The sequence below is a fragment of the Janthinobacterium rivuli genome (assembly GCF_009208735.1).
GTDB lineage: Bacteria > Pseudomonadota > Gammaproteobacteria > Burkholderiales > Burkholderiaceae_D > Janthinobacterium.
This window is the reverse complement of sequence record NZ_WFLJ01000022.1, coordinates 15744-38070: the sequence shown is the minus strand read 5'-3', so window position 1 is coordinate 38070 and position 22327 is coordinate 15744. Positions and strand designations below refer to the sequence as shown.

Sequence of the window (22327 nt, the reverse complement as noted above, 5' to 3'; positions counted from 1 at the left end):
AGAAGCGTAAAATACCACGTATGCAGTAACCGCTGAGTTAATAGACAACTTGCGATGCGGAATATAAATCTCGCTAAAGCGTCGCAGGCAAAATCCTCTTTACTGCGACAGAACATTCACATAGTAAACAGGAGCTTGCAATGTCAAACGACTATCTCTTCACTTCCGAATCCGTCTCGGAAGGCCATCCCGACAAGGTTGCCGATCAAATTTCCGACGCCATCCTTGACGCCATCCTGACCCAGGACCCGACCGCCCGTGTGGCAGCCGAAACCCTGTGCAACACCGGTCTGGTGGTGCTGGCTGGCGAGATCACCACGCACGCCAATGTGGATTATATTCAAGTTGCGCGCGAAACCATCAAACGTATCGGCTACGACAACACGGAATACGGCATCGACTACAAGGGTTGCGCCGTGCTGGTGGCCTATGACAAGCAGTCGCCGGACATCGCGCAAGGCGTCGATGAAGGTGCGGGCATTGACCTGGATCAAGGCGCCGGCGATCAGGGCCTGATGTTTGGCTACGCCTGCGATGAAACGGCCGAGCTGATGCCTGCCGCCATCCACTACGCGCACCGCCTGGTCGAGCGCCAGTCGCAACTGCGCAAGGATGGCCGTCTGCCATGGCTGCGTCCGGATGCGAAATCGCAAGTGACCCTGCGCTACGTCGATGGCCGCCCCGTCGGCGTGCACACGGTCGTGCTGTCGACCCAGCATGCGCCGGAAATCTCGCACGCGCAAATCAAGGAAGCCGTGATCGAAGAGATCATCAAGCCCATCCTGCCGCGCGAATGGCTGAATGACACCATTTTCCTCGTTAATCCGACGGGCCGTTTCGTCATCGGCGGTCCGCAAGGCGATTGCGGCTTGACCGGTCGCAAGATCATCGTCGACACCTACGGCGGCGCAGCCCCGCACGGCGGCGGCGCGTTCTCGGGCAAGGACCCGTCGAAAGTCGACCGTTCGGCAGCCTACGCGGCCCGTTACGTGGCGAAAAACATCGTCGCGGCCGGCCTGGCGCGCCAATGCCAGGTGCAGGTCAGCTACGCCATCGGCGTGGCCAAGCCGATCAACATCACCGTCTACACGGAAGGCACGGGCGTCATTCCCGATGAGCAAATCGCCAAGCTGGTGCTGGAACACTTCGACCTGCGCCCGAAGGGCATCGTGCAAATGCTCGACCTGCTGCGCCCGATCTACCAGAAGAGCGCCGCCTACGGCCATTTCGGCCGCGAAGAGCCGGAATTCACGTGGGAACGCACGGACAAGGTCGCCCTGCTGCGCGATGCCGCCGGCCTGAAGTAATCTAGCCCGCTTGCAAGAGGAGCGCCCCGGCCAGCTGGCCGCGGGCGCTTTTTTTATGGGGCGCGCACCGGGCGGTGCGTGGCGAACGGCGCTGCCATGGAGATACGTTACAATTTGTTGCAAATAAACCAATTGGAGTACTTCATGACTTTGTTGCGCGCACGCTCGTTGGCTGTTGTCTTGCTGGCCACATGGGGCTTGGCCGCTTTCGCGGCCGAGCCAGCCACGCTGACGGTGGGGCAATGGCTGGACAAGGCGGAGGGGGGCGATGGGCATGCCGTGCTGACCCTGGCGGCGGCCGGCAAATTTGTTTTCCCCGATGGCTCGCTGGCAACGCCGGTCCAGATCCGGCCCGAACTCACCGAGCTGATGGGGCAAATGTCGGCACGCCAGGCCTTGCATGTGCTCACCATCTATGCCGACAGTGGTTTTCTCGCCACGGATCCCGATGCCTGGCGCTCGAATATCAAGCCCGACCCCGTGATCACCTGCAAATGGGCCATGCGCGCCGCGAATTACCCGAGCGACGGCAGCCAGGCCGATCAAGACATGGTGCCCATCCTGCGCGACCTGGCCGATGAGATAGCGCAGCGCCTCGATGCTGACAAGCGCGCCAGCTGCCTCAGCCAGGGCAAGAACTGGCCGCGCAAACCGTAGCGCGCCAGCGCGCGTCGCGGACCTGTCAGGCGGCCGGCCCGCTTGACTAATGGTTGCCGCCGGCGCATGGCCAATGTTATGATGCGGGGTCCGAGGAGCGTTGCGACGAAGAAATTCGCCAGGCTCGGAATATCCTGCAACCGCGCTCACGTACCTTTTTCAACAACTGAAAGGAGGGCGTGATGAACGCCGTACTCAAATCGCAACACGACTACACCATCGCCGATATCACTCTGGCCGCATGGGGCGACAAAGAAATCAAGATTGCTGAAACGGAAATGCCTGGCCTGATGGCCATCCGCGAAGAATTCGCGGCGGCGCAGCCTTTGAAGGGCGCGCGCATCACCGGTTCCATCCACATGACCATCCAGACCGCCGTGCTGATCCAGACTCTGGAAGCGCTGGGCGCGCAAGTGCGTTGGGCATCGTGCAACATTTACTCGACGCAAGACCACGCCGCCGCCGCCATCGCCGCCGCCGGCACGCCCGTGTTCGCCGTCAAGGGCGAGTCGCTGGACGACTACTGGGAATACACGCACCGCATCTTCGAATGGCCGAACGTGGACGGCAAGGCTGTCTACTCGAACATGATCCTCGACGATGGCGGCGACGCGACCCTGCTGCTGCACCTGGGCGTGCGCGCGGAAACCGACCTGTCGGTGCTGGCCAACCCCGGTTCGGACGAAGAAATCTGCCTGTTCAACTCGATCAAGAAGCATTTGCTGGCCGACCCGACCTGGTACTCGAAGCGTCTGCCGGAAATCCTCGGCGTGACGGAAGAAACGACGACCGGCGTGCACCGCCTGTATCAAATGCACAAGGAAGGCAAGCTGGCTTTCCCTGCCATCAACGTGAACGATTCCGTCACGAAATCGAAGTTCGACAACCTGTATGGCTGCCGCGAATCGCTGGTCGACGGCATCAAGCGCGCCACCGACGTGATGATCGCCGGTAAAGTGGCCGTCATCGCCGGTTACGGTGACGTCGGCAAAGGTTCGGCGCAAGCCATGCGCGCCCTGTCGGCGCAAGTGTGGGTGACGGAAGTCGACCCGATCTGCGCACTGCAGGCGGCGATGGAAGGCTACCGCGTGGTGACCATGGATTACGCCTGCGAACACGGCGACATCTTCGTCACTTGCACCGGCAACTACCACATCCTCACGCACGATCACCTGACGCGCATGAAAGACCAGGCCATCGTCTGCAACATTGGTCACTTCGACAATGAAATCGACGTCGCTTCGTTGAAACAATACGAGTGGGAAAACATCAAGCCGCAAGTCGACCACATCATCTTCCCGTCGGGCCGCCGCATCATCCTGCTGGCCGAAGGCCGCCTGGTCAACCTCGGCTGCGGCACGGGCCACCCGTCGTACGTGATGAGCTCGTCGTTCGCCAACCAGACGATCGCGCAGATCGAGCTGTACGCGAACACGGCTAACTACCCGGTCGGCGTGTACACCCTGCCAAAACACCTGGATGAAAAAGTCGCCCGCCTGCAACTCAAAAAGTTGAATGCGCAGCTGACGGAACTGACGCAAGAGCAAGCCGACTACATCGGCGTGCGCACGGAAGGTCCATACAAGCCAGAGCACTACCGCTACTAATCGGTTGCTTGCCTCGGGAACCTACTGCGCGGCGCGGGGCGCGGCCGGCGATGCTCGCTGTACATAACGTACAGCTGCGCTTCTCGGCCACGCCGCGCATCCGCTCGCTACGGTTCGCGAGGCAAGGAGGCTCACTTGTGTAATCTGAACAGTCCGGCCGTCGCCGGTCTATTATCATTTTTGACAGGCTAGAGAAATGCGCTTGCTACTGATTTGGTTTATCAATGCGGCGGCCCTGTTTGCCGTTCCTTATTTGATGCACTCGGTGACGATGAGCAGCGGCTGGACGGCGCTGCTGGCCGCTGCCGTGCTGGGGCTGGTCAATGCGCTGATCCGTCCCTTGCTGATCCTGCTGACCCTGCCCGTGACGTTCTTGTCGCTGGGCCTGTTCATCCTGATCATCAACGGCTTCATGTTCTGGCTGGTGGCGCAGATGATCGACGGTTTCCATGTCGCCAGTTTCTGGTCGGCCGTGGGCGGTGCCATTCTGTACAGCATCATTTCCTGGGCCCTGTCGACCTTACTTTTGAGTAATGACGATGGAAAAGCATAATTTCAGTATTGAGTTTTTCCCGCCGAAAACCCCGGAAGGGGCGGAAAAGCTGCGCGCCACGCGTGTCAAGTTGTCCGAGTTGCATCCGAAGTATTTCTCGGTGACCTTTGGCGCCGGCGGCACCACGCAGCAGGGCACGCTGGACACCGTGCGCGAGATCCTGGCGGCCGGCGAACAGGCCGCGCCCCATCTGTCTTGCGTCGGCGGTTCGCGCGAATCGATCCGCGCCGTGCTGGCCGACTTCAAGGCGGCCGGCGTGAACCGCATCGTGGCCTTGCGCGGCGACTTGCCGAGTGGCTATGGCGCCTCGGGCGAGTTCCGTTACGCCAACGAGCTGGTGGAATTCATCCGCGCCGAGACGGGCGACCATTTCCATATCGAAGTGGCCGCCTACCCGGAAGTGCACCCGCAAGCCCGTTCGCCGCAGGACGACTTGAACGCGTTCGCGCGCAAGGTGCAGGCCGGCGCCGATGCGGCCATCACCCAGTACTTCTACAATGCCGACGCGTATTTTCAGTTTGTCGAGCAGACGCAGAAGATGGGCATCAACGTGCCCATCGTGGCCGGCATCATGCCGATCACGAACTACACGCAGCTGATGCGCTTTTCGGACATGTGCGGCGCAGAAATTCCGCGCTGGGTGCGTCTGAAACTGGCCAGCTTCGGCGACGACAGCGCGTCCATCAAGGCCTTCGGCCTGGACGTGGTGACGGGCTTGTGCGAACGCCTGCTGGAAGGCGGCGCACCGGGCTTGCATTTCTATAGCATGAACCAGGCGGCGCCCACGACGGCACTGTGGCAGCGCCTGGTCAAGTAATCTCCATCTGATCCGTCAGAGCAGATCGCCCTCGGTCATGATGTGATCGAGGGCGATGTCGTATGGGCCACTGTCAAATGAGGCCTTCAGGCAGTCGTATGCCACACCCACGGTGCGCGGACGCGGCGCGTGTTCCAGGGTGCGGTCGTAATAGCCGCCGCCATAGCCGAGACGAAAACGTTCCGTATTAAACCCCAGGCAAGGCACCAGCAGGGTGGCGGGCGTCGGGCGCAGGCGCAATTGGGCCGGCACGGCCACGCCCATGCCATCCTTGACCATGGGCTCACCGGGTGTCCAGCTGGAAAAGGCCAGCGGCGCATGCTTTTCCAGCACCACCGGCAAGCTCAATTGCACGCCGCGCGCGGCCAGCTGCGCGTAGGCGCTGTGCAAGTCCGGCTCGCCATGCAGGGGCCAGTACACACCCAGTTCCTCGACGTTTTCCTGCGCGCACCAGTCCAGCAGGCGCTGCGCGATGGCCGCATTCCACCCCGCGCGCGCGGCGTCGGGCAGGGCGCGCCGGGCCGCCAGCAAGGCTTTGCGCAAGCCGGCTTTTTCCGCTGGCGCAATGGGTGGCCGTGTAGCCAGGTCGCATGTTATTCTAGGGTCGCTATTCATATCACCATCAAGTTAAGATTGAGAGTCGTACATTGATTTCCCCACTGAAATGGATTGCCGGCACGATGCTGTGTGTTGCATCGGCCTTGTCTCCCCTGGCCGCCCTGGCCCAGGTGTCCGCCACCGCATCGCCTGCCGCGCCCGATACGCGCAGCGAGGACGATGCCTTCCTGCTGCTGCGCGACGCCGCGCGCAAGGATGACGTCGAGAAAGCCGATTTCTATGCGGGGCGCCTGACGAATTACCAGATTCCCTCGTATGTTGACTATTATCGGCTGAAACCACGCATCAAACAGTTGACCGAGGCGCAATTTCGCGATTACCTGAACCGCTACAAGGGCAGCGCCATCGCCGACCGCTTCCGCAACGACTGGCTGCTGGAGCTGGGCCGCAAGCGCGACTGGGTCGTGTTTGATGAACAATACCCGCAATTCGCCCTCGACGACGACACCCAGCTCAAGTGCTACGCGCTGATGTCGCGCGCGGCCAAGGGCCAGAACGTGGCGGCCGAGGCGCGCAACCTGCTCGTCTCGCCGCCCGGCTATGGCGAAGCGTGCGGCAGCCTGATCTCGGCATTGGCGCAAAATGGCCAGTTCGACACGAATGACCTGTGGGCGCAGATCCGCCTGGCGGGCCAGACCAATGCCACGGGCCCGGCGCGCCGCATCGCGCTGCTGCTGGGCGCGTCCGACGCGAAGATGGCGCAAGCGATCGATTTGCCCGCGCTGATGCTGGCCAAGGGCGTGGGCGCCAGCCGCGCCGACCACGAGATGTATCTGGTGGCCGTCGGCCGCATGGCGAAAAGCACCCTGAAACTGGGCGTGGTGGCGCTGCAAAAGGCCAGCGCGCAACTGACGCCGCAGGAGCAGGCCATCGGCTGGGCCAGCCTGGCCCTGCAAGCGTCGTATGCGCTGGCGCCGGAAGCATTCGAGTATTGGCAAAAATCCAATGGCGCGCCGTTGACCCAGGAACAGATGCAGTGGAAGGCGCGTATTGCCTTGCGTGAAGGCAATTGGCCGCAGGTGAAAGCCGCCATTCAGGCCATGCCGGCCTCCCTGCGCGCGGATCCCACCTGGGTCTACTGGCTGGCGCGCGCGCAGCAGGCGGAAACGCCGGGCCGCCCGAATGCGCAAGCGGACACCCTGTACCGCACGATTGCCGATCAATCGAATTTCTACGGCTTGCTGGCCAATGAAGAGCTGGGCAACCATCTGGTCTTGCCGCCGCCGGGCCAGCCCGTCAGCCCGACGGAAATCGCCGCCATGGCCGCCAATCCGGGACTGCAGCGCGCCTTGAAATTTTTCAACATGCGTTTGCGCTTCGAAGGCACGCGCGAGTGGAACTGGGAATTGCGTTCGATGACGGATCGCCAGCATCTGGCGGCCGCGGAATTTGCACGCCAGAACAATGTGCTCGACCGCATGGTCAACACCTCGGACCGCACGCGCCTGGAAGTGGACTATACGCAGCGCTATCCGACGCCGCACGACGACGTCATGCATCCGGCCACGCAAACCCTGGGCCTGGACAAGGCCTGGGTGTATGGCCTGATCCGCCAGGAATCGCGTTTCATCATGGATGCGCAGTCGCACGTGGGCGCGTCCGGCCTGATGCAGGTGATGCCGTCGACGGCCCGTTATGTGGCCAAGAAGATCGGCCTGACCGATTTCGTCACGGAAACGTTAAGCGATGTGCGCACCAACGTCATGCTGGGCACGAATTATCTGAACATGGTGCTCGGTGGCCTGGACGGTTCGCAAGTGCTGGCCAGCGCCGCCTACAACGCGGGGCCGGGGCGCCTGCGCATCTGGCGCGCCACCATGACGCGTCCGCTGGAAGGCGCCGTCTTCGCCGAGATCATCCCGTACACGGAAACGCGCGGCTACGTGAAGAACGTGATGGCCAACGCCACGTATTACGCGGCCCTGTTCGAGAAGCGCCCGCAGTCGCTGAAGGCGCGCCTGGGCACCGTGGGACCGAAAAACAGCGCCGTTTCCGCCGATTTGCCATCATCCAACTAAAGTTAGCCGAGCATGCAAACGACCATCCTTGATCCCAGCCTGACGCAAACCCTGGCCGCCGCGCGCGAGCCTGGCCTGACCCTCATCATCGGCAACAAGAATTATTCATCGTGGTCGATGCGCCCGTGGGTGGCCATGACGGCCTTCGGCATCCCGTTCCAGGAAGTGCGCGTGCTGCTCGACCAGAGCGACACGGCCAGCAAAATCGCCGAGTATTCGGCCTGCGGCCGGGTTCCCGTGCTGCTGGCGGGCGAGATCACGATCTGGGACAGCCTGGCCATCTGCGAATACCTGGCCGAGCAGTTTCCCGATAAACACATGTGGCCGCAAGACGTGGCCGCGCGCGCCATGGCGCGTTGTATCTGCGCGGAAATGCATTCCGGTTTCGCCGGCTTGCGCACGGATATGTCGATGAATATCAAGGCCAAGTTGCCGGGCCGTGGCCGCACGGCCGCCGCGCAGGCGGACATCGGCCGCATCAGCGAAATCTGGGAAGAGTGCTTGTCGCGCTTTGGCCACCACCAGTTCCTGTTTGGCGACTTTTCCATCGCCGACGCGTATTTCGCCCCCGTCGTCATGCGTTTCCGCACCTATGGCGTGAGCCTTGCGCCGGCGCTGAACGCGTATTGCGAGCGCGTGCAGGCGCACCCGGCAGTCGCGCGCTGGATCGCGGAAGCGCTGGCGGAAACGGAAGTCGCTGCCAGGCACGACGCGGAATTACCTGACTAAGAAAAGAGTGTTATGAAGATTTACACGGTCGGTGGCGCGGTGCGCGACCAACTGCTGGGCTTGCCCGTGAAAGACCACGACCACGTCGTCGTCGGCGCCACGCCGGAAGACATGCTGCGTCAGGGCTTCCGGCCCGTCGGCAAGGATTTCCCCGTCTTCCTGCACCCGAAGACGCAGGAAGAATACGCCTTGGCCCGCACGGAGCGCAAGACGGCGCCCGGCTACCGGGGTTTCGTCTTCCACACGGCGCCCGACGTCACCCTGGAAGACGACCTGGTGCGCCGCGATCTCACTATCAACGCCATCGCGCGGGCCGAGGACGGTACCTTGACCGACCCGTTCGGCGGTATGCAGGATATTGAGAATAAGATCTTCCGCCACGTCTCCGACGCGTTCGGCGAAGACCCCGTGCGCATCCTGCGCCTGGCCCGCTTCGCCGCCCGCTTCGACGGTTTTACGGTGGCACCGGCCACCATGGCGCTGATGCGCCGGATGGTGGACGATGGCGAAGTCGACGCCCTGGTGGCCGAGCGCGTGTGGCAGGAAGTGGCCAAGGGGCTGATGGAAAGCCATCCTTCGCGCATGCTGACGGTGCTGCAGGACTGTGGCGCCCTGGCGCACATCATGGGTGAAATTGCCATCAGCGAGCGCTTGCTGCAGGTGATCGACCATGCCGCCGCGCAAGGTCATGACTTGCCCGTGCGCTTCGCCGCCCTGCTGCTGCGCCTGCCGAAAGATGCCATTGAACAACTGAGCGAGCGCCTGCGCGTGCCCAACGAGTGCCGCGAGCTGGCCGTCATGGCGGCGCGCGAGCGGGAGCATGTCAATGGCGCGCTGGCCTTGGGCGCCGAAGCCATCGTCAGCCTGTGCGAACGCTGCGACGGCTTGCGCAAGCCGCAGCGCTTTGCGCAACTGCTGCAGGCGGTGGCCTGCGACGGGCTGGTCGCCGGCGATTTCCCTCAGGCGGTACGACTGCAAGGCGGGCTGGACGCGGCGCGCGGCGTGAATGCCGGTGCGCTGGCGCACGGCTGCGCGGAGCCGAAACGTATCCCCGAAGTCATCCATGCGGCGCGGGTGGCGGCTGTGCAGGCATTCCTGGCCCAGGCTTGAATGGCGGGAATAGGCTACAATGGCGCCATAATGTTGCACTGCACAATTCCGGCCTGACGCGCCGCAGCACCGCCCCCAGGAGTCGTCGTGACCTTACCCAAGCTGTTTCAAAACCCGTTTCGCCGCTGGCTCAGCCGTAGCGGCGGCGGGCGCCCGACCGTGCTCGTCAAGCAATTGCATGAGCGCGACCGGCGCCGCATGATGAAGCATTTCCTGTCGCTCGAGAAAAGCGACCGTTTGCTGCGCTTCGGCAGCGCCTTGCCCGATGAGCTGGTGGCCCAGTACGTGCAGAAGATGGATTTTTCGCGCGATATGATTTACGGCGTCTACAACAGCCTGTTCAAGCTGGTGGGCGTGGGGCACCTGGCGTTCGCGCCGAAGGACAAATCGCCGGCGAAAAGCGTCGTCACGGACAAGGAGCAGGTGGCCGAGTTTGGCGTATCCGTATCGAAATCCATGCGCGGCATGGGCGTGGGGTCGAAACTGTTCGAGCGGGCGGCGATTCACTGCCGCAATAACGATGTCGATACCCTGTACATGCATTGTTTGTCGTCGAACAAGACGATGATGCATATCGCCAAGAAGGCGGGCATGGAAATCCAGCGCGACTATGGCGAAGCTGATGCTTATCTGAAACTATTGCCGCCGAACCCGAGCAGCATGCTGCAGGAAGCCGTGCAGGAACAGTTCGCCATGTTCGACTACACGTTCAAGGCCAATGCGCGCGCCGCCAGCAAGCTCTTCGAGCGCTTGCCAGGACGCAAAAAGCCCACGCCACCGCCGCCAGCGGAGTAATTACAGCAGCGGCAGGGCCGTCGTATCCTTGATGCGCTGCAAGGCGAAGCTCGATTTGACGTCCAGCACGGCCGGGTGGCGCAGCAGGGTCGCCATCATGAAGCGCGAAAAGTGCTCCATGTCTTCCACGTGCACGCGCAACAGATAATCCATTTCGCCCGTCATCGCATAGCAGGCCACCACTTCCGGCCATTGCGCCACGGCCACGGCAAAATCGGCGCGCGGCGAGGTATTCGTCACCAGGTTGGGCGCCAGCACGCGTGCCGTGCTGTGGGCGGTGGCGTCGCTGTGCTTTTCCAGCCGCACGTTCACGTAGGCGAGCAAGCCCAGGCCGATCTTTTCCGGGTCCAGCAGGGCCACGTACTGGCGGATCACGCCCGCTTCCTCCAGCCGTTTGACGCGGCGCAAGCATGGCGACGGCGACAGGCTGACCTGCTCGGCCACGTCCTGATTCGACAGGCGGCCATCGGCCTGCAGGACGGAGAGGATCTTGCGATCCGTTTTATCCAGCGTAATTTTGCTCATGCTTCCTCCGGTGGTTCTTGTTTCACGCAATATTATTGCGCAAATCATGATTGTTCGGGAGATCTTTGGCATTTAATGCCCGTGACCCACGCCTATACTGTGCGCTACTTCTTGGAGGAGACATCATGCAATTTCAGCCTTGGGATAACCCGATGGGTACCGATGGTTTCGAGTTCGTCGAGTATGCAGCACCAGACCCAAAAGCATTGGGCAAGCTGTTCGAGAACATGGGCTTCACGGCCATCGCGCGCCACCGTCACAAGGATGTGACCCTGTACCGTCAGGGCGACATCAATTTCATCATCAATGCCGAACAAGATTCGTTCGCGCAGCGTTTTGCCCGCCATCACGGCCCGTCCGTGTGCGCCATCGCCATCCGCGTCGACGACGCGGCCTTCGTGTACCGCCGCGCGCTGGAACTGGGCGCCTGGGGTTTCGACAATAAAACAGGTCCGATGGAGCTGAACATTCCCGCCATCAAGGGCGTGGGCGATTCGCTGCTGTACTTCGTCGACCGCTGGCGCGGCAAGGGCGCCGACAAGCCGGACGCGGCGGCTCCCGGCGGCATCGGCGACATCAGCATCTATGACGTCGATTTCGTCGCCATTCCCGGCGCCGTGGCCAATCCCGTCGGACATGGCCTCACGTATATCGACCACCTGACGCACAATGTGCACCGTGGCCGCATGAAGGAATGGGCGAGCTTCTATGAAAACCTGTTCAACTTCCGCGAAGTGCGCTACTTCGACATCGAAGGCAAGCTGACGGGCCTCAAATCGAAGGCCATGACCTCGCCGTGCGGCAAGATCCGCATCCCGATCAATGAATCGTCGGACGACAAGTCGCAGATCGCCGAATACCTGGACCAGTACCATGGCGAAGGCATCCAGCACATCGCGCTGGGCACGGACAATATCTACGCCTCCGTGCAAGGCATGCGCGATACGGGTATCGATTTCCAGGACACGATTGAAACCTACTATGAGCTGGTCAACCGCCGCCTGCCGAACCATGGCGAGCAGCTGGAAGAACTGCGCCGCCTGCGCATCCTGATCGATGGCCACAGCACGGAAAACGAACGCGAACTGCTGCTGCAAATCTTCACGCAGACGGTGATCGGCCCGATCTTCTTCGAGATCATCCAGCGCAAGGGCGACCAGGGCTTCGGCGAAGGCAATTTCCGCGCCCTGTTCGAGTCGATCGAGCTGGACCAGATCAAGCGCGGCGTGCTGAAAGATACGAACGCGGCGTAAAGTTGCTCTGTAGCAAATAGTAGTGAAAATGGTACCCGCCCGGGAGTGCAGCGCAGCAAAGAACTGCGCGCATTCCTGTGGTAGTCTACGACAAACAAGTCATTTTTCCGCACCGGCATGGTCCACAAGGCACAGCTGGTACGTGTGAGTTCAACCGACTTTGCACGCGTAGCACAGAGAATAATGGAGACAAGTAATGAATGCACCAATCAAGGGCTCGAGTCTTGAGCCGGGCGCGCACGCGTCCGAAATTTCCCTGAACGACAAATACACGCTGGAGCGCGGCCGCGCCTTCATGACGGGCACGCAAGCGCTGATCCGCCTGCCCATGCTGCAGCGCGAGCGCGATTTGAAGGCGGGCCTGAATACGGCCGGCTATATCACCGGTTACCGCGGTTCGCCTGTGACGTCCGTCGACATGACGGCGATCAAGGCCAAGAAATACCTCGATGAACACCACGTCAAATTCCACCCGGGCCTGAACGAAGACCTGGCCGCCACGGCCGTCTGGGGCACGCAGCAAACGAATCTGTTCGAAGACGCGAAATACGACGGCGTGTTCGGCATGTGGTACGGCAAGGGCCCCGGCGTGGACCGCTGCGGCGACGTCTTCAAACACGCCAATAACGCCGGCTCCGCCAAGCATGGCGGCGTGCTGGTGCTGGCCGGCGACGACCATGCGGCGAAATCCTCGTCCACGGCGCACCAGTCCGACCATATCCTGAACGCCTGCGGCATCCCCGTGCTGTACCCGTCATCGGTGCAGGAGTACATCGACTACGGCTTGCACGCCTGGGCCATGAGCCGCTACACGGGGCTATGGGTGTCGATGAAATGCGTGACCGATATCATCGAGTCCGGCGCCGCCGTCGATTTCGACCCGGACCGCGTGCAGATCACCCTGCCGACGGATTTCGAGATGCCGGCCGGTGGCTTGAACATCCGCTGGCCCGACACGGTGCTGGAACAAGAAGTGCGCATGAACAGCTACAAATGGTATGCGGCGCTGGCGTATGCGCGTGCCAACAAGCTCAATAAGATCATCTGGGACAGCCCGAAGGCGCGCATCGGCATCATCACGGCCGGCAAATCCTACCTGGACACGCGCCAGGCGCTGGCCGATCTCGGCATCGACGAACAGACGGCGTCCGACATCGGCATCCGCCTGTACAAGATCGGCATGACATGGCCGCTGGAAGCGGACGGCGTGCACGAATTCGCCAAGGGCCTCGACGAAATCCTCGTGGTGGAAGAAAAGCGCCAGATTCTCGAATACGCGCTGAAGGAAGAACTGTACAACCTCAAGGACGGCGAGCGTCCGCGCGTGGTCGGCAAGTTCGACGACACGGGCGAATGGAGCAACCAGAAGGGCACCGGTCACGGCGACTGGCTGCTTCCGGCCACGTATGAGCTGAACCCGGCCATGATCGCGCGGGCCATTGCCAGCCGCATCTCGCGCTACTACGCGGGCCACCCGGTGGAGCAGCGCGTGAAGGAACGCATCGCCTACCTGGAAGCCAAAGAGAATGTGCTCAAGGCGATCAGCGTGAAACCCGATCCGCAAAAGGACCGCACGCCGTTCTTCTGCTCCGGCTGCCCGCACAATACCTCGACCAAGGTGCCGGAAGGCTCGCGCGCGCTGGCCGGCATCGGCTGCCACTACATGGTGCTGTGGATGGACAGGGAGACCTCGACGTTTACCCACATGGGCGCCGAAGGCGTCACCTGGGTGGGGCAGGCGCCGTTCACGAATGAAAAGCACGTGTTTACCAACCTCGGTGACGGCACGTATTTCCACTCGGGCATCCTGGCCATCCGCGCCGCCGTCTCGGCCAAGGTGAACATCACCTACAAGATTCTGTTCAACGATGCGGTGGCCATGACGGGCGGCCAGGAATTCGACGGCCCCCTGTCTCCGGCCATCATTTCGCGCCAGATCGCCGCCGAAGGCGTCGGTCCCATCATCGTCGTCACGGACGAACCGGAAAAATACCCTGCCGACTACGCCTGGGCGGAAGGCGTCACCGTGCGCCACCGTTCGGAACTGATGGACGTGCAGCGCGAACTGCGCGACATGCCCGGCGTGTCGGCCATGATCTACGATCAGACCTGTGCTTCGGAAAAACGCCGCCGCCGGAAACGCAATGAATACCCGGACCCGGCCAAGCGCGCCGTCATCAACGAAGCCGTCTGCGAAGGCTGCGGCGACTGCTCCGTGCAATCGAACTGCCTGTCGGTGGAACCGCTGGAAACGGAACTGGGGCGCAAGCGCCAGATCAACCAGTCGTCCTGCAACAAGGACTTCTCGTGCACGACGGGTTTCTGCCCGAGTTTCGTGACGGTGGAAGGCGGCGGCTTGAAAAAGCCGAAGAAGGCGGCTGCCGCCGACAAGGATGCGCCAGCCGTGCCGGCCTTGCCGACACCGCAGATTCCCTCGACGGCCGAGCCGTTCGGCATCCTGGTCACCGGCATCGGCGGCACGGGCGTCGTCACCGTCGGCCAGATCCTGGCCATGGCGGCGCATGTGGAAGGCAAGGGCTGTTCCGTGCTGGACATGAGCGGCCTGGCGCAGAAGGGCGGCCCCGTGATGTCGCACGTGCGCCTGGCGGATCATCAGGAAGACATCCACTCGACGCGCGTCGGCACCGGTGCGGCCGATCTCGTGATCGGCTGCGACCTGATCGTCACGGCCAGCCGCGACGCCCTGTCGCGCATGGGGGAGGGCCGCAGCTGGGCCATGATCAACTCGACCAGCTCGTCGACGGCCGCCTTCGTGAAAAACCCGGACTGGCAATTCCCCGGCGCTTCCGCGCGCATGGAAATCGAAAAGGCCTGCGGCAGCGACCACGTGGACTTCATCGACGCGGGCCAGATCGCCACGGCGCTGATGGGCGACTCGATCGCCACGAACATGTTCATGCTCGGCTACGCCTGGCAAAAGGGCAAGGTGCCATTGAGCGAAGCGTCCATCATGAAGGCCATCGATTTGAACAACGTCTCGGTGGCGTTCAACAAGGCGGCCTTCAACTGGGGCCGCGCGGGCGCCCACGATGCGGCCAGCCTGGTGCGCATGACGACGCCGGCGAAAGTGGTGGAATTCAAGCGCATCGACACGCTCGACGACATCATCGAAAAACGCGTGGCCCTGCTGACGGCCTACCAGGACCGCGCGTATGCGCAGCAGTACCTGGACTTCGTCGGCCAGGTGCGCGCCGCCGAAAGCGCCCTGAATGGCCCGCACCTGCGCCTGACGGAAGCCGTGGCCCGCTACTTCTACAAGCTGATGGCCTACAAGGATGAATACGAGGTGGCGCGCCTGTACACGGACGGCGCCTTCCAGGCGAAGATCGCCGCCATGTTCGAAGGCGACATCAAGCTCAAGTTCCACCTGGCGCCGCCGATCATGGCGAAAACGGATGGCCAGGGCCATTTGATCAAGAAGGAATATGGCCCGTGGATGCTGAAGGCGTTCGGCGTGCTGGCCAAGTTCAAGGGCTTGCGCGGCACGGCCTTCGACGTGTTCGGCCATACGGCCGAGCGCAAGATGGAGCGCGCACTGATCGCCGAATACCGCGCGACGGTGGGCGGCTTGCTGCCGAAACTGACGACGGCCAAGCTGGCGCAAGCCGTGGCGATCGCCAGCATTCCCGAAGACATCCGTGGCTATGGCCACGTGAAGGAGCGTCATTTGAAGGCGGCGAAAGAGAAGGAAGCCAGTCTGCTGATCGCCTTCAACGCGCCGACACCGCTGCCGCCCGTCGTGGCGGCGCCCGTGGCGGCCACCGTGGCGTGATGGGGTGACTACCACGCTGTAGCAATGGCGCCTGCGGGCGCCATTTTTTTTGTCAAAGAAAACCAGGCCTGTTTGTAAAACGCTTTATAATTTTTCGATAATTTCTTTTCGGAAAGTCTGCCATGCCCTCCCTGCGCTTTTCCGCCTTGGCGGTTCCTCTTGTATTGTTGCTGAGTGCCTGCGGTGGCGGTGGCGGCGGCGACAGCACGGCCGTCATCCCGCCCGTGACGCCGACGGGGCCGACGGCGCTGGTCGCGTCATCCACGGTGGCGAACCGCTGCGAAGCGCCGCGCAGCGGCAGCGGCATCGACAAGCCGGGCACCTTGCTCGATGAACAGACGTGGGTGCGCAGCTGGATCGATGAAACGTATCTGTGGTACCGCGAAGTGCCGACCACCTACCAGCCGCAAAGCTTCAGTACGGCCAAGGCATATTTCGACGTGCTGAAAACCACGGCCACGACGGCGTCCGGCCAACCCAAGGACCGGTTTCATTTCACGTATACGACGGCCGAATGGGAAGCCTCGCTCAATGGCGTGGAACTGGGCTACGGCATGCTGCTGGCGCTGACGCGTACCACGCCGCCGCGCACGGCGGTGATCTCGATCGTCGAGCCGGGCTCGCCGGCCGACCTGGCGGGCTTGCGGCGCGGCGACGTGCTGCAAACCGTTGATGGCGTCGATTTCGTCAACGCGCCCGACACGGCCAGCGTGCAGACCATCAATGCAGCCCTCTTCCCCAAGGCGCAAGGCACGCACACGTTGGGATTTGGCCGTGGCGGAACGGTGCTGAGCGCCACCCTGCAGGCGATCGAAGTCAATACGAGCGCCGTGCAAAACGAGCGCATCATCGACACGCCCACGGGCAAGGTCGGCTATCTGACCTTCAACACGCATAACAACGTGGCCGAACGCCAGCTGGTCGAGACCATGCGCCGCTTCCAGGCGGCCGGCATCAGCGACCTGGTGCTCGACGTGCGCTACAACGGCGGCGGTTACCTCGATGTCGCCAGCGAACTCGCGTACATGATTGCCGGCCCGCAGGCGACGACTGGCAAGGTCTTCGAGCAGGTGCTGGCCAATGACAAGACGCGGCAGGCAGCGCCCGTGCCCTTCCATGCGCAAAGCCAGGGCTTTCCCGCGCCCAATCCGCTGCCCAAGGGCACGCCGCTGCCCTCGCTGGGCCTCAAGCGCGTGACCTTGCTGACAACGGGCAATACCTGCTCGGCCAGCGAAGCCATCATCAACGGCTTGCGTGGCGTCGACGTGCAGGTCAACCTGATCGGCGGCACGACGTGCGGCAAGCCCTACGGTTTTTACCCTGCACCGAATTGCGGCACCACCTATTTCGCGGTGCAGTTCCAGGGTGTCAACGCCAAGGGCTTTGGCGACTTTGCCGACGGCATGGCGCCGACCTGCGACGTGACGGACGATTACCAGCATGCGCTGGGCGACGCGGCCGAAGGCGTGCTGGCGGCGGCGCTGCGCTACCGCAGCACGGGCAGTTGCAGCCCGGCCACGGGCGCGACCCGCTTGCTCGGTGCCGTGGGGAACCCGGCCGAGACGGCCCTGCGCGTGCTGCGGCCAGCCTACAAGGAAATTGCCATCAGAAAACCATAAGCGGGAGTTGTCCTTGCCTGGGGACGCGGAGCACGGCGAGAGTTTCTTCTTTAAAATATTTCCATATAACAATAATGGTATATAGTAAGAAGAAAGTATTCGTTTTGTAAATACTGACATGTTGATATCTTTCACCCTTTCTCCCACCTTGAGAAGCGAAAATATGTCTATACAGTTCAAGTTATCCCCGCTCAGTGTTGCCGTGCTGGCCCTTGTCGCCGGCATCACCTCGCAGGCGCAGGCCCAAACCGCCGCGCCGGCTGACGATAGCCAGCCGGCGGCCAGCGCGCACGCGGTCATCGTGACGGGTTCGCGCATTCCCCGCGCCAGCCTGGAAGGCCCCTCGCCGGTCACCATTTTGACCGGCGACGAGATCACCAAGCAGGGCTATAAAAACGTATATGACGCCCTGAGCAACCAGGTGCAGAACAGCGGTTTTACGCAAGGCGAAGACTTCGGCAACACCTTTACGCCATCGGCCAATACCATCAGCCTGCGCGGCCTGGGACCGAACCACACCTTGATCCTGCTCAACGGCCGCCGCCTGGCCGACTTTCCTGTCGCCTATGAAGGCACGGTGAACTTCACCAACCTGGCGAACATCCCGTCGAGTATCGTCGACCGCATCGAGATCCTCAACGGCGGCGCCTCCGCCATCTACGGCTCCGATGCGATCGCCGGCGTGATCAACGTGATCCTGAAAAAACAGACGGAAGGCTTCGATATCAATGTCAAGGCAGGCGGCACCACGCGCGGCGGCGGCGGCAACCAGCGTGTGCAGCTGACGGGCGGCGGCAATTTCGACAAGCTGCATACCCTGTTCAGCGTGGAGCTGAGCCAGCGCGATCCGCTGTCCAGCCTGGACCGCGATTTCATGGCCACCCGCTCTGGCACGCCGACCAACATCGCCTCGCGCCGCGTGCCGCAGTCGAGTACCTCCGGCACCTACCAGGACCTGGGCGACACCTGCAGCCAGTTCGGCGACCTGTTCGGCGGCAGCGTCATCAAGTATCAGGCGAAGAACGGCAGTTATTGCGCCAGCCCGAAAGTGGGCCCGACCTACTGGACCACGCAGACCAAGAATCGCAGCCAGAACGTGTTCGGCAGCGCCAACTACGAGCTGTCGCCGGAAACGACGCTGTTTGCCGATTTCCTGATTGGTAAGAACGCGACGGAAAATAACACGCGCGGCCCGACGTGGACCTCGTCGTCGACGGGCAGCAGCTATTTCAAGAACCAGACCACGGGCAAATACGAGGCATGGACGCGCTATATCTCGCCCGAGGAAATGGGCGGCGTGTCGCGCTACAACCGCAAGTGGGATGACCTGGCCACGGCCATCTCGCTCGGTGCCAAGGGGCGCATTCCCGGCACGGCATCGTGGCAGTATGAAGCCAACTACAATGCCTCGCTGTACAAGAGCGAAAGCCACACGCCGCGCGCGCTGGCCAACATCGACAGCTTCTTCCTGGGTCCGAAACTGGGCACGGACGCGAGCGGCGTGCCCATCTACGCACCGGATCCGGCCCGCCTGTCGCGCCGCCTGACCGCTGCCGAGTTCGACAGCATCACGGGCAATTCCGACAGCGACGACAAGGCCTGGACGAATACCCTGAGCCTGGCCACGAATGGCGACTTGTTCCAGTTGCCGGCCGGCGTGGTAAAGATCGCCACCATCGCCGAAGCGGGCAAGCAGGGTTTCAGCAATGTGCCCGATGCGCGCCTCAACGAAGGCTATTTCAATGTCGCCACCAAGTCCGACATCACGGCCGGCACGCGCACGCGTTACGCGCTGGGCGCCGAGGTCAACCTGCCGCTGCACGAGAAGCTGACGGGGACCCTGGCCGGACGCTATGACCGCTACAACTTTGCCGGCCGCAGCGATGGCAAGTTCACTTACAACGGCGGGCTGGAACTGCGTCCGACGCGCGAACTGCTGTTCCGCGCCAACTACGCCACCAGCTTCCGCGCGCCGGACATGAACTACATCTACAAGGCGCGGGGCACGGGCTACTATTCCAGCACCACCGATTACTACCGCTGCGGCGCCGCCGGACAGGCCATCGAGGACTGCGACTACGCGAACAAGTCGCCGGGCGCCGACTATGTGCAGAACGGCAGCAAGGACCTGCAGTCGGAAAAAGGCAAGTCGTTTGGCGTCGGTGCCGTCTGGTCGCCGAGTGCCAGTTTCGATGTCTCCGTCGACTACTGGAACATCAAGATCGACGACCTGGTGACGAACCTGAGCGCCGACAAGATCTTGCGCGACGAAGCCGATTGCCGCCTGGGCAAGACCGACATCAACTCGCCGACCTGCGTCGATACCCTGGGCCGCGTCGAGCGCTTCGCCGCCAATGCGCTGAACCGCGCCGGCGAGATCAAGACCATCACCGTCAACCCGATCAACGCGGCGAAACAAAGCACCAGCGGCGTCGACATCAGCCTGAAGTATCTGCTGCGCACGACGGACTATGGCCGCTTCGCCTTCAAGGCCAACTATGCCAAGGTGCTGAGCAAGAAGTCGCAGCAGTTCGTGGGCGACGAAGAGATCGACGAGACGAAATCGCTGACCAACATGGATTGGCCCGACAAGTTGAACCTGAGCGTCAACTGGAGCGCGGGCGACTGGTCGAACACCTTGCTGGTGACCCGCTACGGCAAGATCCCGAACGCCGCCGGCAAGGCTTATCTGACGCCGACGGCGCTGGCCAACATCAGCACCGTCTACCGCATCAACGACCGCGCCACCTTGTCGCTGATCGTCAACAACGTATTCGACAAGATCAAGCGCGACGACAGCGGCGGCTGGCCGTACTACCCGGTGGGCAGTTTCAGCCCGCAGGGACGCCAGGGATGGGTCGAATTCAATTACCACTTCGGTTCGTAATTCACGCTTGCCTGAGCAAGGCCGGAGCAGCTGACGCTGTTCCGGCTTTTTTATTTTCCGCTGCGTTTTTAACCGACCGCCACTCTATAATTGCCCGCTTGTCCCCCTTGATGGAGCTAGTCCGATGCTACGCCGTGCCCTGCTGTCCGCCGCCGTGTTTTCCCTGTTTGCCGTCAACGCGCACGCCGCACGCGATATGCGGCTGTTTTCCCTGAAGACGCAGGCCGAGTACTCGGGTTTCAAGAATACGGGCCGCTACGAGGAAGTGGAAGCCTTGTGCCGGCGCTTCGAGGAACACCATCCGAAACAGGTGCGCTGCTTCGAATATGGCCGCACGCCGGAAAACCGGCCCATGCTGGCGCTGGCCGTGTCCAACACGGGCGCGCTGACGCCGGACGCGGCCAAGCGGCGCAAGATACCGGTACTGCTGGTGCAGGGCGGCATCCATGCAGGGGAAATCGACGGCAAGGATGCGGGCTTCCTGGCGCTGCGCGAAGTCCTGGAAGGCAAGGCGGCTGCCGGAGTGCTGGACAAGCAGGTGCTGCTGTTCGTGCCCGTCTTCAATGTCGACGGCCATGAGCGCTTCGGGGCGTGGAACCGCCCGAACCAGCGCGGACCCGTGGAAATGGGCTGGCGCAGCACGGCGCAAAACTACAATCTGAACCGCGAATACATGAAGGCCGACACGCCCGAGATGCAGCACATGCTGGCACTGGTTAATGCCTGGGACCCGCTGGCGTATGTCGACCTGCACGTGACGGACGGCGCGCAGTTCGAACCCGATATCTCGATTCAGGTCGAACCCGTGCATGCGGGCGATGCGGCCCTGCGCGTGGCGGGAACGGCGCTGCGCGACGGCGTACTGGCCGACCTGGCAAAGCAGGGTTCCGATCCGAAGCCGTTCTACATGTCATTTGCCGAAGAAGACAATCCGCAATCGGGTTTTGTCGATTCGGCGCCGAACCCGCGCTTTTCGCATGGCTATTTCCTGTTGCGCAACCGTTTCGGCGTGCTGGTGGAAACCCACTCGTGGAAGGACTATCCGACCCGCGTGCGCATCACGCGCAACACCATCGTCTCGCTGCTGTCGCAGGTGGCGCAGCACGGCGCCGCATGGCGGCAAACCGCCATGGAGGCGGACCTGCGCGCGGCGCAGCTGGCCGGCAGTGCACTGCCCCTCAGCTACAAGACGACGGAGAAAAGCCGCATGATCGCGTTTCGCGGCTATGCCTACACGCGCACGCCGTCCGAGGTGTCGGGCGCGCTGATGACGCGCTATGACGAAAAGACGCCGCAGATCTGGACCGTGCCGCTGCGCGACGAGATCGTGCCCGACCTGCAGGTGACCGCACCGAAGGCCGGTTACCTGGTGCCGCGCGCGCAGGCGGCCATGGTGGGCGCCAAGTTGCGCCAGCACGGCATCGCCTACAAGGAAATGCGCAGCATCTTCGCCAGGCAGAATGTGGAAGTCTTCCGCGCCACTGCCGTCAAGTTTGGCGCGCAGTCGTTCGAGGGACGCCAGACGGCGGCGGTACAGGGCGAGTGGCAGAAAGAGGAGCGCCTCGTCGATGCCGGCGCGCTGTACGTGCCCGTCAACCAGCCGAAGGCGCGCCTGGTGATGGCGCTGCTCGAACCGCGCGCGCCCGACTCGCTGCTGGCCTGGGGCAGCTTCAACACGGCGTTCGAGCGCAAGGAATACATGGAGGACTATGTGGCCGAGGATGTGGCGCGCGCGCAGCTGGCGGCCGACCCGGCGCTGGCGGCGCAATTCCGGCAGAAGCTGGCCGACGAGCCCGAGTTTGCAAAGAATCCGCGTGCGCGCCTGGAGTTTTTCGCGCGCCGCCACGCCTCGTGGGATGAGCGGCTGAACCTGTATCCGGTCATGCGTGTCGACGTGGCGCCTGTCGGTTTCATGGATTTATGACGCCCAATACGCGCGTCGCCGCACGGTGCGCACCGAAGTTGTCAAATCACGCAGATTCATCGAAAGAAAATGCTATTCTCCGCTCGATGATGGCGCCGCCACCACGAGCAGGGAA

At 62.6% G+C, this 22327-nt stretch carries 16 protein-coding genes and 1 riboswitch; of the genes, 14 read left to right on the top strand and 2 right to left on the bottom strand.

Translation table 11 applies throughout. The features are described from left to right. Positions 1-140: 140 nt before the first annotated feature. From metK to metF, 5 genes are all read left to right on the top strand, one after another. A complete protein-coding gene (metK, locus tag GCN78_RS24805) occupies positions 141-1307 on the top strand; it encodes a methionine adenosyltransferase (RefSeq protein WP_152254094.1) in 1167 nt (388 codons plus the stop codon). Positions 1308-1451: 144 nt separating this feature from the next. Further along, positions 1452-1964: a hypothetical protein gene (locus tag GCN78_RS24800; RefSeq protein WP_152254093.1), complete on the top strand. Its 513-nt coding sequence runs from the start codon at positions 1452-1454 to the stop codon at positions 1962-1964. Between the two features lie 86 nt (positions 1965-2050). Beyond that, a riboswitch (S-adenosyl-L-homocysteine riboswitch) is annotated at positions 2051-2119 on the top strand. Between the two features lie 27 nt (positions 2120-2146). Then, on the top strand, positions 2147-3571 hold the full coding sequence (gene ahcY, locus GCN78_RS24795; protein WP_092713571.1) for an adenosylhomocysteinase: 1425 nt from the start codon (positions 2147-2149) through the stop codon (positions 3569-3571). A gap of 196 nt (positions 3572-3767) precedes the next feature. Further along, positions 3768-4124: a phage holin family protein gene (locus tag GCN78_RS24790; RefSeq protein ID WP_077398738.1), complete on the top strand. Its 357-nt coding sequence runs from the start codon at positions 3768-3770 to the stop codon at positions 4122-4124. After that, positions 4111-4941, top strand: a complete 831-nt coding sequence (gene metF / locus GCN78_RS24785) for a methylenetetrahydrofolate reductase [NAD(P)H] (protein WP_034783533.1) — start codon at positions 4111-4113, stop codon at positions 4939-4941. Before GCN78_RS24790 ends, metF begins: the two co-directional genes overlap by 14 nt. Before the next feature lie 15 nt (positions 4942-4956). Here the strand turns inward: metF and GCN78_RS24780 are convergent, their stop codons facing one another. Then, positions 4957-5484, bottom strand: coding sequence for a 5-formyltetrahydrofolate cyclo-ligase (locus GCN78_RS24780; RefSeq protein ID WP_152254092.1), 528 nt, complete (start codon positions 5482-5484; stop codon positions 4957-4959). Between the two features lie 137 nt (positions 5485-5621). Between GCN78_RS24780 and GCN78_RS24775 the strand changes: the two genes are divergently transcribed. The 4 genes from GCN78_RS24775 (at position 5622) to GCN78_RS24760 (ending at position 10211) form a co-directional block, all read left to right on the top strand. Further along, positions 5622-7577: a lytic transglycosylase domain-containing protein gene (locus tag GCN78_RS24775; protein ID WP_193316866.1), complete on the top strand. Its 1956-nt coding sequence runs from the start codon at positions 5622-5624 to the stop codon at positions 7575-7577. Between the two features lie 12 nt (positions 7578-7589). Then, a complete protein-coding gene (locus GCN78_RS24770; RefSeq protein WP_152254090.1) occupies positions 7590-8306 on the top strand; it encodes a glutathione S-transferase family protein in 717 nt (238 codons plus the stop codon). Between the two features lie 12 nt (positions 8307-8318). Beyond that, complete coding sequence (locus tag GCN78_RS24765; protein WP_152254089.1) at positions 8319-9416, top strand: multifunctional CCA addition/repair protein; 1098 nt, start codon at positions 8319-8321, stop codon at positions 9414-9416. Between the two features lie 87 nt (positions 9417-9503). Then, positions 9504-10211 carry a GNAT family N-acetyltransferase gene (locus GCN78_RS24760; RefSeq protein ID WP_152254088.1) on the top strand — a complete coding sequence of 236 codons (708 nt, stop codon included), beginning with the start codon at positions 9504-9506 and terminating at the stop codon, positions 10209-10211. Here the strand turns inward: GCN78_RS24760 and GCN78_RS24755 are convergent, their stop codons facing one another. After that, positions 10212-10736, bottom strand: a complete 525-nt coding sequence (locus GCN78_RS24755) for an Lrp/AsnC family transcriptional regulator (protein WP_034783525.1) — start codon at positions 10734-10736, stop codon at positions 10212-10214. A gap of 125 nt (positions 10737-10861) precedes the next feature. Here GCN78_RS24755 and hppD point away from each other — a divergent pair, with 125 nt between their 5' ends. The 5 genes from hppD (at position 10862) to GCN78_RS24730 (ending at position 22212) form a co-directional block, all read left to right on the top strand. Then, the gene (hppD, locus tag GCN78_RS24750) at positions 10862-11989 is read left to right on the top strand and encodes a 4-hydroxyphenylpyruvate dioxygenase (RefSeq protein WP_070313026.1); all 1128 of its coding nucleotides are present in this window, start codon (positions 10862-10864) and stop codon (positions 11987-11989) included. 196 nt (positions 11990-12185) lie between these two features. Next, positions 12186-15782: an indolepyruvate ferredoxin oxidoreductase family protein gene (locus tag GCN78_RS24745; protein WP_152254087.1), complete on the top strand. Its 3597-nt coding sequence runs from the start codon at positions 12186-12188 to the stop codon at positions 15780-15782. A 122-nt stretch (positions 15783-15904) separates the two neighbouring features. Further along, the gene (locus GCN78_RS24740) at positions 15905-17401 is read left to right on the top strand and encodes a S41 family peptidase (protein ID WP_152254086.1); all 1497 of its coding nucleotides are present in this window, start codon (positions 15905-15907) and stop codon (positions 17399-17401) included. A 163-nt stretch (positions 17402-17564) separates the two neighbouring features. Continuing rightward, positions 17565-20288 carry a TonB-dependent receptor plug domain-containing protein gene (locus GCN78_RS24735; protein ID WP_152254085.1) on the top strand — a complete coding sequence of 908 codons (2724 nt, stop codon included), beginning with the start codon at positions 17565-17567 and terminating at the stop codon, positions 20286-20288. A 124-nt stretch (positions 20289-20412) separates the two neighbouring features. Continuing rightward, positions 20413-22212 carry a M14 family metallopeptidase gene (locus tag GCN78_RS24730; protein WP_152254084.1) on the top strand — a complete coding sequence of 600 codons (1800 nt, stop codon included), beginning with the start codon at positions 20413-20415 and terminating at the stop codon, positions 22210-22212. The last annotated feature ends 115 nt before the right edge of the window (positions 22213-22327 follow it).

Excerpts from the sequence above, each read along its gene's own strand:
- GCN78_RS24770 (WP_152254090.1), top strand. The coding sequence starts at position 7,590 with ATGCAAACGACCATCCTTGATCCCAGCCTGACGCAAACCCTGGCCGCC.
- metK (WP_152254094.1), top strand. The coding sequence starts at position 141 with ATGTCAAACGACTATCTCTTCACTTCCGAATCCGTCTCGGAAGGCCAT.
- GCN78_RS24765 (WP_152254089.1), top strand. The coding sequence starts at position 8,319 with ATGAAGATTTACACGGTCGGTGGCGCGGTGCGCGACCAACTGCTGGGC.
- GCN78_RS24775 (WP_193316866.1), top strand. The coding sequence starts at position 5,622 with ATGCTGTGTGTTGCATCGGCCTTGTCTCCCCTGGCCGCCCTGGCCCAG.
- metF (WP_034783533.1), top strand. The coding sequence starts at position 4,111 with ATGGAAAAGCATAATTTCAGTATTGAGTTTTTCCCGCCGAAAACCCCG.
- hppD (WP_070313026.1), top strand. The coding sequence starts at position 10,862 with ATGCAATTTCAGCCTTGGGATAACCCGATGGGTACCGATGGTTTCGAG.
- GCN78_RS24730 (WP_152254084.1), top strand. The coding sequence starts at position 20,413 with ATGCTACGCCGTGCCCTGCTGTCCGCCGCCGTGTTTTCCCTGTTTGCC.
- ahcY (WP_092713571.1), top strand. The coding sequence starts at position 2,147 with ATGAACGCCGTACTCAAATCGCAACACGACTACACCATCGCCGATATC.
- GCN78_RS24790 (WP_077398738.1), top strand. The coding sequence starts at position 3,768 with ATGCGCTTGCTACTGATTTGGTTTATCAATGCGGCGGCCCTGTTTGCC.
- GCN78_RS24800 (WP_152254093.1), top strand. The coding sequence starts at position 1,452 with ATGACTTTGTTGCGCGCACGCTCGTTGGCTGTTGTCTTGCTGGCCACA.
- GCN78_RS24755 (WP_034783525.1), bottom strand. The coding sequence starts at position 10,736 with ATGAGCAAAATTACGCTGGATAAAACGGATCGCAAGATCCTCTCCGTC.
- GCN78_RS24745 (WP_152254087.1), top strand. The coding sequence starts at position 12,186 with ATGAATGCACCAATCAAGGGCTCGAGTCTTGAGCCGGGCGCGCACGCG.
- GCN78_RS24735 (WP_152254085.1), top strand. The coding sequence starts at position 17,565 with ATGTCTATACAGTTCAAGTTATCCCCGCTCAGTGTTGCCGTGCTGGCC.
- GCN78_RS24740 (WP_152254086.1), top strand. The coding sequence starts at position 15,905 with ATGCCCTCCCTGCGCTTTTCCGCCTTGGCGGTTCCTCTTGTATTGTTG.